At 59.4% G+C, this 13,254-nt stretch carries 13 protein-coding genes; 5 read left to right on the top strand and 8 right to left on the bottom strand.

All coding sequences use genetic code 11. The features are described from left to right. Nucleotides 1-29: 29 nt before the first annotated feature. Entirely contained in the window at nucleotides 30-770 is a 741-nt protein-coding gene (locus tag ACQZ48_RS14040; protein WP_448728910.1) for a DUF1223 domain-containing protein, read from the bottom strand. Between the two features lie 188 nt (nucleotides 771-958). Continuing rightward, nucleotides 959-3,652, bottom strand: coding sequence for an aconitate hydratase AcnA (gene acnA / locus ACQZ48_RS14035; protein WP_448728909.1), 2,694 nt, complete (start codon nucleotides 3,650-3,652; stop codon nucleotides 959-961). A 269-nt stretch (nucleotides 3,653-3,921) separates the two neighbouring features. Between acnA and ccmA the strand changes: the two genes are divergently transcribed. From ccmA to ACQZ48_RS14010, 5 genes are all read left to right on the top strand, one after another. Continuing rightward, complete coding sequence (gene ccmA, locus ACQZ48_RS14030; protein ID WP_448728908.1) at nucleotides 3,922-4,563, top strand: heme ABC exporter ATP-binding protein CcmA; 642 nt, start codon at nucleotides 3,922-3,924, stop codon at nucleotides 4,561-4,563. 202 nt (nucleotides 4,564-4,765) lie between these two features. After that, on the top strand, nucleotides 4,766-5,425 hold the full coding sequence (ccmB, locus tag ACQZ48_RS14025) for a heme exporter protein CcmB (RefSeq protein WP_269826546.1): 660 nt from the start codon (nucleotides 4,766-4,768) through the stop codon (nucleotides 5,423-5,425). Nucleotides 5,426-5,499: 74 nt separating this feature from the next. Continuing rightward, a complete protein-coding gene (locus ACQZ48_RS14020; protein WP_448728907.1) occupies nucleotides 5,500-6,261 on the top strand; it encodes a heme ABC transporter permease in 762 nt (253 codons plus the stop codon). 4 nt (nucleotides 6,262-6,265) lie between these two features. After that, complete coding sequence (gene ccmD / locus ACQZ48_RS14015) at nucleotides 6,266-6,436, top strand: heme exporter protein CcmD (RefSeq protein ID WP_142912953.1); 171 nt, start codon at nucleotides 6,266-6,268, stop codon at nucleotides 6,434-6,436. Next, the gene (locus ACQZ48_RS14010; RefSeq protein WP_448728906.1) at nucleotides 6,436-7,035 is read left to right on the top strand and encodes a DsbE family thiol:disulfide interchange protein; all 600 of its coding nucleotides are present in this window, start codon (nucleotides 6,436-6,438) and stop codon (nucleotides 7,033-7,035) included. The genes ccmD and ACQZ48_RS14010 overlap by 1 nt, the downstream gene beginning before the upstream one ends. Nucleotides 7,036-7,054: 19 nt before the next feature. Here ACQZ48_RS14010 and ACQZ48_RS14005 read toward each other — a convergent pair whose 3' ends face one another. The 6 genes from ACQZ48_RS14005 to dapF form a co-directional block, all read right to left on the bottom strand. Continuing rightward, nucleotides 7,055-8,236: a diguanylate cyclase gene (locus ACQZ48_RS14005; RefSeq protein WP_448728905.1), complete on the bottom strand. Its 1,182-nt coding sequence runs from the start codon at nucleotides 8,234-8,236 to the stop codon at nucleotides 7,055-7,057. A gap of 119 nt (nucleotides 8,237-8,355) precedes the next feature. Beyond that, nucleotides 8,356-8,952, bottom strand: a complete 597-nt coding sequence (locus tag ACQZ48_RS14000; RefSeq protein ID WP_173990284.1) for a DUF2585 domain-containing protein — start codon at nucleotides 8,950-8,952, stop codon at nucleotides 8,356-8,358. Beyond that, complete coding sequence (locus ACQZ48_RS13995) at nucleotides 8,949-9,599, bottom strand: septation protein A (RefSeq protein WP_063951440.1); 651 nt, start codon at nucleotides 9,597-9,599, stop codon at nucleotides 8,949-8,951. The genes ACQZ48_RS14000 and ACQZ48_RS13995 overlap by 4 nt, the downstream gene beginning before the upstream one ends. Nucleotides 9,600-9,601: 2 nt before the next feature. Further along, nucleotides 9,602-11,038 (bottom strand): signal recognition particle-docking protein FtsY, encoded by a 1,437-nt coding sequence (ftsY, locus tag ACQZ48_RS13990; protein ID WP_191217214.1) that lies wholly within the window; start codon nucleotides 11,036-11,038, stop codon nucleotides 9,602-9,604. 32 nt (nucleotides 11,039-11,070) lie between these two features. Then, a complete protein-coding gene (gene mtaB / locus ACQZ48_RS13985) occupies nucleotides 11,071-12,345 on the bottom strand; it encodes a tRNA (N(6)-L-threonylcarbamoyladenosine(37)-C(2))-methylthiotransferase MtaB (RefSeq protein WP_191217213.1) in 1,275 nt (424 codons plus the stop codon). Next, nucleotides 12,342-13,241 (bottom strand): diaminopimelate epimerase, encoded by a 900-nt coding sequence (dapF, locus tag ACQZ48_RS13980; protein ID WP_173990291.1) that lies wholly within the window; start codon nucleotides 13,239-13,241, stop codon nucleotides 12,342-12,344. Before dapF ends, mtaB begins: the two co-directional genes overlap by 4 nt. Nucleotides 13,242-13,254: the final 13 nt, after the last annotated feature.

Raw genomic sequence — 13,254 nt, 5'->3', positions numbered from 1 at the left:
GACCGGATCTTCCATCGCCTTACCGGCGATCAAGGGTTTTCATTTCCAAGCAGGATACTGGCGCCGACGATTGCCGCGGGATCGCCACCGGCGTTGGCTGTCTGCAAAAGCACGGCGCAGCCGCCCTTTTTCACCTTGGCCACCACGCTCGCCGGAAGCTTCACCGTCATTGGCGAACCATCCCACATGCCGACTGTCTGCACATCATAGACGCTGTGCCAGTAGGACATTTTTTTCCCCTGGTTTTCGCCCTTCTGCACATCCACGGTCTGCTCGCGCGTGAAATACGCAACGACGACATCGGCCTTGCCGCTACCAGCGCCAATATCGATCTCCACCTCGTCACCGGCAAATTTCGACGAAACCGGCACGTTCAGTCCCTTTCCCTCGCGCTTGAAAGCATCAATCCTGTCATAGATGCCGCGAACATCGGCACCCTTGACATGGTCGCGGCCGTTCAGAATGGCCTGCGGCGTATAGACCCCGTTACGGCCGAGCGCACGCATATAACCATATTGCCGGTCGGTATTTTCCTTCGAGGCGAGCGAATCCGTCCAGCCGAGATAGTTCCAGTAATCGACATGGTAGGAAAGACCGACGACGTCGCCCTTCTGGATCATCTTTCGCAGGGCTTCATCCGCCGGCGGGCAGGATGAGCATCCCTGCGAGGTGAACAATTCGACGACGCCCTTCACGGCCTCCTGCGCCTGCGCGGAGGTGACGAGAAACGTGCCGAGAAGACATATCGACAGAGGGAATTTCAGCGGCATTACAAAAACCTTTGTCCGGAAGAGATCCAGACGAATTGATGCGATCAATCCTGCCGGATGCAAACCGGAAAATAACGTCTAACGCCCTTCAATAGAAAGTCACGAAGGGGTGAGCGACAATCACAAAAAAAGAGACCGCAAAATGAAAGGCGCCGGGATTTCTCCCGACGCCTTCGATCGTCAAAGTATTAAGCGGCCAGATCGCGCAGAACGGTCTGCAGAATGCCGCCATTGTTCATGTAGATCACCTCATCAAGCGTATCGATGCGGCAAAGAAGCGGAACTTCCTTCACCGACCCATCGCTATAGGTGATCTTGGCGATCTTCTTTTCACGCGGCTTGATTTCACCTTCGAGACCATCGATCTCGACGATTTCATCGCCCTTGAGGTCCAGGCTCGCCCAAGTCGTGCCTTCCTCGAAGACGAAGGGAACGACGCCCATGCCGACCAGGTTCGAACGGTGAATACGTTCGAAGGACTGCGCAATGACGGCCTTGACGCCAAGCAGGTTGGTGCCCTTGGCCGCCCAGTCGCGGGACGAGCCGTTACCATATTCGACACCGGCGAAGATGACGAGCGGTACGCCCTCTGCCTTGTACTTCATGGCCGCGTCATAGATCGACATCTCTTCCTTGGACGGATAGTGGATGGTGTAGCCACCTTCCTTGCCGTTCGGGCCGAGCATGTGGTTGCGGATGCGGATATTGGCAAAGGTGCCACGCATCATCACTTCATGGTTGCCACGCCGCGTGCCGTACTGGTTGAAGTCGGCAACAGCGACGCCATGCTCCGTCAGATAGGCACCGGCAGGCGAAGCGGCCTTGATCGAACCGGCCGGAGAAATATGGTCGGTGGTGATCTTGTCGCCGAAGAGACCGAGGACGCGCGCGCCCTTGATGTTCTTGAGGCCCGAGCCCTTTTTACCCATGCCAACAAAATAGGGCGGGTTCTGAACATAGGTGGACTGGTCGTCCCAGGCATAGGTCTGGCCCGGCGGAACCTGAACGGCCTGCCAGTTCGCATCGCCCTTGAACACGTCGGCATACTTCGTTTCGTAAAGCTCACGGGTGACGTATTTCAGGATGAATTCCTGGATTTCCTTGGAGGTCGGCCAGATATCCTTGAGGTAGACCGGATTGCCGTTCTGATCGTCGCCGATCGGCTCCTTGGTCAGATCCTTCTGGACCGAGCCGGCAAGGGCATAGGCCACAACCAGCGGCGGCGAGGCCAGGTAATTGGCCTGAACATCCGGCGAGATACGACCTTCGAAGTTGCGATTGCCCGAGAGAACACCGGCGGTGATCAGGCCCTGGTCGTTGATCGTCTTGGAGATCGCAGGCGGCAGCGGACCGGAATTGCCGATGCAGGTGGTGCAGCCGAAACCGACGAGGTTGAAACCGATCGCATCGAGATCCTTCTGCAGACCTGATTTGTCGAGATATTCGGCAACGACCTGGCTTCCCGGTGCCAGCGAGGTCTTCACCCATGGCTTGGACTTCAGCCCCTTGGCGACCGCATTGCGGGCGAGAAGGCCGGCGGCAATAAGAACGGAGGGGTTGGACGTGTTCGTGCACGACGTAATGGCGGCAATAGCCACATCGCCGTGACCGAGATCGAACTCCTCGCCCTCAACCGCATAGCGGCTGTGGAGCTGGCCGGGCTTCTTGTAGTCGTTCTCGAGAGCCGTCGCGAAATTCGGCGCGATGGTTTCGAGCGGCAGGCGGCCTTCCGGACGCTTCGGTCCGGCCATGGAGGGCACGACATCGCCAAGATCGAGTTCCAGCGTGTCGGTGAACACGAGGTCGGAACCATCACCGGTGCGCCACATGTCCTGCGCCTTGGAATAGGCTTCGACGAGCGCGATACGGTCCTTTGCGCGGCCGGACATGGTCAGGTAATTGATGGTTTCACCATCAACCGGGAAGAAGCCGCAGGTCGCGCCATATTCCGGGCCCATATTGCCGATGGTTGCACGGTCGGCCAAAGACATCGAATCGAGGCCGGGGCCGAAGAATTCGACGAACTTCGAAACCACGCCCTTTTTGCGCAGCATCTGCACAACGGTCAGAACGAGGTCGGTCGCGGTGACGCCTTCCTTCACCTTGCCGGTCAGCTTGAAGCCGATGACCTCAGGCAGAAGCATCGAAACCGGCTGGCCGAGCATGGCAGCTTCAGCCTCGATACCGCCGACACCCCAGCCGAGAACACCAAGACCATTGATCATGGTCGTGTGGCTGTCGGTGCCGACGCAGGTATCCGGATAAGCGATCGTCTCGCCATCCTCTTCCTTGGTCCAGACGGTCTGGCCGAGATATTCGAGGTTAACCTGGTGACAGATGCCGGTGCCGGGCGGGACAACGCGGAAGTTCTTGAACGCCTGCTGGCCCCACTTGAGGAAGCGATAACGCTCGCCGTTGCGCTCATATTCGAGTTCGACGTTGCGGGCAAAAGCATTCGGCGTGCCGAATTCATCAACGATAACAGAGTGGTCGATGACGAGATCGACGGGCACCAGCGGATTGATCTTTTCCGGATCGCCACCGAGAGCCTTGATACCGTCGCGCATGGCGGCGAGGTCAACCACGGCGGGAACGCCGGTAAAGTCCTGCATGAGAACGCGGGCGGGGCGGTAGGCAATTTCGGTTTCGGTCAGGCCCTTGTTACCAAGCCATTCGGAAACCGCAAGGATATGCTCCTTGGTGACGGACTGGCCGTCCTCGAAACGCAGCAGATTTTCCAGCAGAACCTTCATGGAATAGGGCAGCTTGGAAACGCCCTTCAGGCCATTGGCTTCAGCCTTGGGAAGGCTGAAATAGACATAGTCCTTACCATCAACGGTAAGGACGGAACGACATTGAAAACTGTCGAGTGACTTGGGCATGGATTAAAACCCCGCTTACACTGATAGCCAACACGTTCGTGCGGACACCTATGCACTCATGCACATCAGGATGCGGGTACGACCATTTCCGCTGTCCGCACGTGAAAATTGCTCCTCGCAATCGTCAAGTCCGGCGCAAGATGATGTTCACGCCGGCCGCTGGCGTGGTTGACACCCATATAGATAATTTCGGAGAAACGTGCCAGACCATTCCACGAAGCTAATCGATTTTTTTATCGAGACGACGAAATCTGAAACGGAATCGCAGCATGGATTTGACGGCGGAAAATCTTGGCGTGCGACGTGGCGAAGATTTCATATTCATGAACATTTCCTTCAAGTTAAGCGACGGAGAGGCTCTGGTGCTGACCGGCCGCAACGGCTCGGGAAAATCCACTCTCCTGCGGACAGTCGCCGGCCTACTGCGCCCCGAACAAGGCAGCGTAAAGATAGCCGGCGAAGGGGTTGATGAGGAGATGCAGCCGTCAGAGGCTTGCCATTATCTCGGCCATCGCAATGCCATGAAAACCGAACTGACCGTTTCGGAAAACCTGCGCTTCTGGAAGGAATTCCTCAGCGACTTTGCCGGCGGCACGGGCATGATGATTGATGAGGCAGCGGAGATCGTTGGCCTTGCCGGCATTACCCACCTGCCCTTCGGTTATCTCTCCGCCGGCCAGCAGCGTCGTTTTGCCATGGCGAAGCTTTTGATTGCATGGCGACCGGTGTGGATACTCGATGAGCCGACGGCGGCGCTCGACAAAGCTGCGGACGGGATGTTTACCGATCTCGTCAAAAGCCATTTGGGGAAAGGCGGGATTGTCCTGGCTGCGACCCATCAGTCTTTGGGGCTAGAGAAGGCGCGTGAATTGCAGATGACGGGTTTTGCGGGTGTGGAGGCTTGGGCATGAACGGTTTGCGCACGGGGCATACCCCCCTCTGCCCTGCCGGGCATCTCCCCCTCAAGGGGGGAGATCGACTCGTGGTGAGCTCTCGTCCATCCGAAAGCTTGAGAATGGAGCGGCGAAATCGCGTCTTGCCGATCTCCCCCCTTGAGGGGGAGATGCCCGGCAGGGCAGAGGGGGGTAAACCACACCCGCAGAGGCCTACCCATTGACCGCCCTCTTCCTCCGCGATATCAAACTCTCCATCCGCGCCGGCGGCGGCGCGCTGATCGGCGTGCTGTTCTTCATGACAGTGGTTGCCGTCATCCCCTTCGGCGTCGGTCCTGATCTCAACCTGCTCGCGCGCATCGGCCCGGCCATCGTCTGGATCGGTGCGCTTCTGTCCGCCCTTCTCGGCCTCGACCGGCTGTTCCAGGCCGAGCGGGATGACGGCTCCCTCGATTTGATCTTGATGCAGGAAACTCCGCTTGTGCTGACGGTTTTCGTCAAATGCTTGGCGCATTGGGTCACGACCGGCCTGCCGCTGGTGCTGGCGTCGCCATTGCTCGGCCTCTTTATGAACATGGACGAAGTGGCTATCGGCGCCGTGATGCTGACGCTTCTGGTCGGCTCACCCGCAATCACTTTCATCGGTGCGGTCGGCGCGGCAGTTGCCGTTGCCCTGCCGCGCGGGGGGCTTCTGGTTTCCATCCTCGTGCTGCCGCTCGCCATTCCCGTGCTGATCTTCGGCGTCAGCGCCTCCTATGCGGCGGTGCAGGATCCCGCGCCCTTCATGCCGCCATTTCTCATTCTGTGTGCGATCACGTTATTTTCAGCCGTGACCGGCCCTTTCTTTGCCGCTTTGGCACTGCGCAATGGTATGGATTGACGAAACTGCAATGCACGATCCCCTGTTGACAGGGATCAATTGCGGGGCGGCCATTCTCGGGTTACACAAACGGCATGAACGAGCAGACCTTCACCATCACCAAATTCAGCGATCTCGCCAACCCTACCCGGTTTCTGGCGCTGGCGGCGCGCATTCTGCCCTGGCTCGCTGTGCTCACGGCGCTGGTGCTGGCCGCCGGCCTCTATCTCTCCTTCACGTCAGAAGGTGACTATCAGCAGGGTTACACCGTGCGCATCATGTATGTGCATGTTCCCTCCGCCTGGCTCGCAATGATGTGTTATTCGGTCATGGCGGTCTCCGCAATCGGTACCCTCGTCTGGCGTCACCCGCTGGCGGATGTCAGCCACAAGGCCGCCGCCCCCATCGGCGCGGCCTTCACGCTGATTGCGCTCGTCACCGGCTCGCTCTGGGGCAAACCCATGTGGGGAACCTGGTGGGTGTGGGACGCGCGGCTGACTTCCGTCTTCGTGCTTTTCCTGATGTATCTGGGGCTGATCGCGCTCAACCGCGCCATGGACGATCCGTCCAGGGCCGCCCGCGTAAGCGCCGTGCTGATCCTCGTCGGTTTCGTGAATATCCCCATCATCAAATTTTCGGTCGAGTGGTGGAATACGCTGCACCAGCCGGCAAGCGTCATCCGCATGGGTGGTTCCGCCATCGATGCGGAATTTCTATGGCCGCTTCTGACCATGGCGATCGGTTTCACGCTGCTGTTCTTCACCTTGCACATCGCCGCCATGCGTAACGAAATCTGGCGTCGGCGCGTGGCCGCGCAGCGGCGACTTGCCGCGCGCATGGCCAACCGGGAGGGCTGAGGTGATGACACACGCCTTTTATATCGGCATGTCCTATGCAGCGACCGGCCTTGTCGTTCTCTGTCTCATCGCCTGGGTCGTTGTGGACGGCCAGGCGCGCAAACGGGAGCTGAAGCAACTCGAAACATCCGGCGTTCGCCGCAGGGCAAGAAGCGCTTCCGCAGGTGACGCGTAATGACGCAGGCGGACCACGACACCAAGGCCAAATCGACGGGCCGCACCCGTTATGCGCTAGCGCTGCTGCCGCTTCTGCTGTTTGGTGGTTTTGCCCTTGTCGCCGGCAAGATGCTCTACGATCAGGATGTGAACGGGCTGGATATCAGCGCGATTCCTTCCGCACTCATCGGCACCAAGGCCCCCGCCCTGTCGCTGCCGCCACTGGAGGGCTCGAACCTTCCGGCGCTCACCGATGCCGCTATCAAGGGCAAGCTGACACTGGTCAACGTCTTCGCTTCCTGGTGCATTCCCTGCCGGCAAGAGCACCCGCTGCTTCAGGAATTGTCAAAGGATAACCGCATCACCGTCGTCGGCATCAACTACAAGGACAAATCGGACAATGCGCTGCGCTTCCTCGGCGAACTCGGTAATCCATTTGCCGCAATAGGCGTCGATCCGAACGGCAAGGCGGCAATTGACTGGGGTGTTTATGGCATTCCCGAAAGTTACCTGGTCGGCGCCGATGGCACGATCCTTTATAAAAAGGTCGGTCCCTTCGACGCCCGTAGCATAGAGCGAGACCTGCTGCCGGCCATCGCAGCGGCGACAGGAAAATAGCCGCCGCGCCAGAAGGATGTTACGCCTTGGCAATGACCCTGAGCGCAGGCCCCTCCGCAGGCAAACGTATGCCTTCCAGCACGACCTGATCGCGACCGCCGCGCTTTGCGGCATAAAGACTGTCATCGGCCCGCTTGATGGCATCGTGAATGGAATGATCTCCCCTCGCGACAGCCGAGACACCGAAACTTGCGGTGATCTGGCTGGTAACGCCGCGGTTGCGCCAGTCGAGAGATGAAAGAACCGTGCGCATGCCATTGGCAAGCTGGCCGGCCGCAGCAGCCGTCTGCCCGGGCAGGAAGACCACGAATTCCTCGCCACCGAAACGCGCCACCAGCGCATCCTCGGGCGCGTTTCGCCCGAGCAGATCGGCAAGGCCGATAAGCACGATATCACCGGCCGCATGACCGTAAACATCGTTGATGCGCTTGAAGTGGTCTATGTCACAGGCGATGATCGCGCCTTCTGGCGTATCGTTGCGAAAATCGGGAACGCGCCGGTCGAAACCGCGGCGATTTAACACGTCCGTCAGCGGATCATGTTCCGCCGCATGCTGGTGACGGTCGACGGTGACGGAAATCTGGCTCGCAAGCACCGACAACGCCAGCAGAAAGCCGAAGATGCTGGCGGCGAGCTGCATGTAAAAAGCATAGTCCGACTCGAAGAATTCGCTGAGCTCGACCATCGAGCCACCCGGCGTCATCACCAGCAGCATGCCGATGCGTACCAGCGTCTCCAGCACCACAAGCAAAGCGATGGCCACCATCAGCCTATCGGCAAGCGCAGCCGGCCGCTTGCGCACGAGCCAGACCGGAAAGGCGAGCAGCAGGGCGCAGACGAGATCGCCTATGACGAGTTCGCGTTTCAGATCCGGCGTGACGAAAACATGGAACGAGACCAGCAATACCGCCACTGCCACGACCGACAGCCGCGCCTTGGTATAAAGCGGCCGTTCGAAATGGGTGAGCAGAGCGTGGCCATAAAAGAAGAAGGCGGAGAAGAACAGCAGATTGGAGAGGATCGCCTGGACTTCGAAAGGCAGGGTGCCAAGCACCAGAGGTGTGGCGAAACCAAAAGCCGCCGCAAGATATCCGATACCCCAATAGCGAGCCGAAGCGTGGCCGATCCTTTGCAGGAACAGGAACACCACGCCGAATGTCAGCATGATGAAGGGAAGAAGATAGGCGAAATTATCTTGCAACGGGGTCTGCCGGGAAAGGGACGAGCTTTGTACGCGAAGGTTAGCGGAACGCCATTAAGAAAACCTCCCAATAAAGAGATGCTTTTGCGGCTTTCCGGCTGGAATTCCAATGGGCCGCTTCACATTTGCGGGAGTGCGTTCTGCCATTCCTTAATCATGTCGACGGGCCAGACCAGCATCACCACATTCAGCGTCAGATTATCGCGGATCAGCCAGCCGGTGAAGATTTCGAAGAAGATGGCGATCACGACCGTCAGCCATACCGGTACGCGGGCGGCAAAGAGGAAACCCAGCGCCATGAAAACCGTATCCATCGCCGAATTCAGGATGCTGTCGCCGGTATAACCCAGTGCCATGGTCGCCGTGCGGTAGCGATCAATGATGACGGGCGAATTTTCGAGAATTTCCCACGCCGCCTCCACCAGAACCGCAAAAGAAAGCCGCATGGAAAACGGTTTGTTGCGGAACAACAGCCACGCGAACCAGTAAAACAGGAACCCGTGAATGATATGCGAGGGCGTATACCAGTCGGCCAGATGCTGGGAATTGCCCGGTGTGTTCACGCCCGGCTCGAACAGCTTCACATAACCGCATTCGCAGATCGGAATGCGGCCCATGGCGTAGAGAATGACGATTTGCAGGAGAAGCAGGCCGGCGGCCACGCCGAACCATTTGAGCGAACGCGAACGGGAAGCCGGCATCTCCGCAACTGTCATTTTTCGTCCTTGTTCAGCGGCTCGACCGAATGGCGCATGACGAGCGGCATCTGCGCCATGGTGAAGATGATGGTGATTGGCATGGTGCCCCAGACCTTAAAGGCCACCCAGGTGTCTGTAGAGAACATTCGCCATACAACTTCGTTCAGCACCGCCAGAAAAAGGAAAAAGATGCCCCAGCGCAGCGTCAGCTTGCGCCAACCCTCATCCGTCAGCTTGAAGGCGGAATTGAAGACGTAACCCAGCAAAGACTGCCCGAAGAACAGGCCACCCAGCAGAATGACACCAAACAGCGTGTTGACGATGGTCGGCTTCATCTTGATGAAAGTATCGTTCTGCAACCACAATGTCAGCGCACCGAAAACGAACACCACGATGCCTGATATCAGCGGCATAATCGGCAGCTTGCGCGTCAGGACCCAGGAAACGGAGAGCGCAATCGCCGTCGCGATCATAAACAGGCCGGTGGCAATGAAAATCGGGCCACCGAACTCTGTCAGGACCGGAAAAGTGGTTGCAAGCCATTCGCCACGCGAATTGGCGAAAAAGAAAACGACAAGCGGGCCAAGCTCGAGCACAAATTTCAGCAGCGGACTGATTTCCGCCACCATCTTTTCGCTTTCCTTGGAATTGCTTTCAATATCCATACTCAAACTCCCGCAATGGCCTTGGCGAAATCTTCCGCCTCGAAGGGCTCCAGATCATCAACACCTTCACCCACACCGATGAAATAGACCGGCAGCTTGTGTTTGGCGGCGATGGCGACGAGGATACCGCCCCGCGCCGTGCCATCCAATTTTGTCATAATCAGGCCCGAAACGCCCGCGACATTACGGAATATTTCCACCTGGTTCATGGCGTTCTGGCCGGTCGTCGCATCCAGCGTCTGCAACACGGTATGCGGCGCATCCGGATCGAGCTTGCCGAGCACGCGCACGATCTTTTCCAGCTCCGCCATGAGTTCCGTCTTGTTGTGCAGGCGGCCGGCCGTATCGATGATGAGCACATCGCTTTTCTGCGCCCGCGCCTGCTCATAAGCGTCGTAGGCAAGACCGGCCGCATCCGCACCGAGCTTGGTGCCGATGAACTGCGAGCCGGTGCGGTCCGCCCAAATCTTGAGCTGCTCGATCGCCGCCGCGCGGAACGTATCGCCGGCCGCCAGCATCACCTTGAGGCCCGAGCCGGAAAGCTTGGCGGCAAGCTTGCCGATGGTCGTCGTCTTGCCCGTACCGTTCACACCGACGACGAGGATGACATGCGGCTTGTGCGACAGATCGAGCTCCAGCGGCTTGGCGACAGGCTTAAGGACCTTGGTGATCTCGCCCGCCATGATGCGGGCCACATCCTCGCCGCTGACATCCTTGCCGTAGCGTTCCGAAGACAGGGCGCCGGTGATGCGCATGGCGGTCTCGACCCCGAGATCGGACTGGATGAGAAGATCTTCCAGCTCGTCGAGCGTATCCTCATCCAGCTTGCGTTTGGTGAAGAGTGCCGAAATCTGTGTGGTCAGCTGCGACGACGTGCGGGCAAGCCCTGCCCGCAGGCGCTGAAACCATGTCAGTTTTACCTGCGGTGCCGCAGGGGCAGGCTCCTCCCGCTCACTGGCGGACGAAAAACCCTTCGGTAGAGCTGGCGGTATAGCGGCGGGCTGGGCGGTGGTCGCAGCTTCGGCCTCGTCAAGCAGCGCATCCATCGCATCCGCATCCAACACGACATCCGCTACTTCCGGGGCAGATTCGACCTGCTCTTCGGCGGCGGCTTCCGCCTGTAGCAACGACAGCGGCACTACACCCATATCGCCGGAAAGCTCGGCACCGGGCAGAAGCGGTGCGTCCTCTTCCTCATCATCGTCGGAAAGGACCACGTCCGTCGCCTCGTCCGGGGCAGGTCCGCCGGCCGTCTCCATCTCCAGTTCGGAAACCGGGTCCTTGTCAACAGGGCCATGCGCTTCGGCGTCGCTTAGCGCCGCTTCGAAAGAAGCGTTTTCATTGTCGCGCTTAGGCGCGGCGTCCTCTTGCGGCCGCTCTTCCGTTTCGGCCTTGTCCTTGCCGAACGAAAAGACTTTTTTGATGAAGCCGAGGGCCATGGTCGTTCCCGTGTCTTTTCTCTTGTGTCGCCTCAGGCCGCATCCGCCGCCAGAAGCTTCATCTTCAGATGTTTGCCGTTGTGGCCGGTAATCGCAACCTGCGCAAGAGTGCGCGGGGCAAGATCAGGCGCGGCCACCAGCGTGAAATTGTCGGTATGGGCAAAACCGTTGTTTTCGACGAGGACCGTCTGCACCGAACCGACCATGTTTTGCAGATGCGCCTGTCTCAGCGCCTCGCCGCGCGCCCGAAGCCGCCCCGCCCGGTCCTTCACCAGCGCCCGGTCGAGCTGCGGCATACGCGCAGCGGGCGTACCTTCGCGCGGGCTATAGGGAAACACATGCAGGCTGGAAATGCCGCATTCTTCCGCAAGCGTCGCGGCGTTTTCGAACATGTCTTCCGTCTCTGTCGGAAAACCGGCGATCATATCCGCACCGAAAGCGATATCCGGCCGAAGCGACCGCACCTCGTGACAGAAACGAATGGCGTCTGCCCGCAAATGGCGGCGTTTCATGCGTTTCAGGATCATGTCGTCGCCATGCTGGAGTGACAGGTGCAGATGCGGCATGAAACGCGGCTCGTCGGCAATCAGATCCATCAGATGGCGGTCGGCCTCGATACTGTCGATGGAGGAAAGCCGCAGCCGCAGGATGTCCGGCACCTGCTTCAGCAATGTCTTGGCGAGATAGCCGAGGGAAGGCTCGCCCGGCAAGTCCGCGCCATAGCTCGTGGCATCCACCCCGGTCAGCACGATTTCGCGATAACCGCTCTCCGTCAGCCGACGGGCCTGATCCACCACCGCACCCATCGGCACGGAGCGCGAATTGCCGCGCCCATAGGGGATGATGCAAAAAGTACAGCGATGGTCGCAGCCATTCTGCACCTGAATGAAGGCGCGCACGTGCCCGTCTATGTGCTTCACCATCTGCGGCGCGGTCGCCTTGATGCTCATGATATCGTTGACGCGCAGCTTTTCTTCCGCTGAGACGCCAAAATCGGGCAGCGCACGATAGGAGGCGCTTTTCAGCTTTTCCTCATTGCCCAGCACCGCATCCACCTCGGGCATGTCGGCAAAGGTCTGTTTTTCAGTCTGGGCAGCGCAGCCGGTAACGATGATGCGCGCGTGCGGATTGTCGCGCCGTGCACGCCGGATGGCCTGGCGCGCCTGGCGCACCGCCTCGCCCGTCACGGCGCAGGTATTGACCAGCACGGCATTGTTAAGCCCGGCCTTTTCGGCCTCCGCCCGCATCACTTCCGATTCATAGGTGTTGAGACGACAGCCGAAGGTTATGACCTCGACGCCGCTCATACAGCCCCCCGCTCGACCGCATCCCGCGCCCAGACGCCCGTGACGGGATCGACGGAACCGGACCATTCCCATTCGGCAGGGCCGGTCATGATGACGTGGTTATCCTCACGCCAGTCGATGGTCAGCGGCACGCGGATGGGGCTGGAGGCGACATCGATGGTAACCTTTCGGCCGGTGCGGCCGGTACGGGCAGCGGAAACGGCCGACGCGCAGGCGGCCGAACCGCAGGCAAGCGTCAGCCCGGCGCCGCGCTCCCAGGTGCGGGTGCGAAGCGCGCTGTCGGAAATGACCTGCGCCAGCGTGATATTGGCCTTTTCCGGAAACATCGGGTGATTTTCGAGAAGCGGCCCGAAACGTTCGAGATCAAACGTCATGGGATCGCGATCCACCCAAAAAATCGCATGCGGATTGCCCATGGACATGACGGCCGGCGAATGCAGGACCGGCGCATCGATCGGCCCGATCTGCAATTCGATGCGACTGGTATCGTGGAATTCCTCAGACAGCGGAATGTCGCTCCAGCGGAATCTGGGCTGACCCATATCGACCGAAATCATGCCATCTTCATGCTCGACGGCATTCAGGATGCCGGCGACAGTCTGGAAGGTGAAGCTGGTCCTGCCGGTTTCGGAAGACAGCGCCTGCACCACGCAGCGCGTGCCGTTGCCGCAAGCCTGCGCCTTGGTGCCATCGCAATTGAGGATATCGATATAAGCATCCGTGCCGCCGACACGCGGATCATGGATCGCCATGATCTGGTCGAACTGCGTGGCGGGATCGGAATTCAGGGCGATTGCCGCATCAGGCGTCACCATATCTTTGCGGCCGCGCATGTCGACAACGAGGATCTTGTTGCCAAGCCCGTTCATCTTCGCAAATTCGACCGTGTCCGCCATCGCCTTAAAACCT

It is taken from the genome of Agrobacterium sp. 22-209-1, assembly GCF_053522485.1.
The sequence above is the reverse complement of the archived record's forward strand: the minus strand, read 5'-3'. Positions and strand labels throughout refer to the sequence as shown.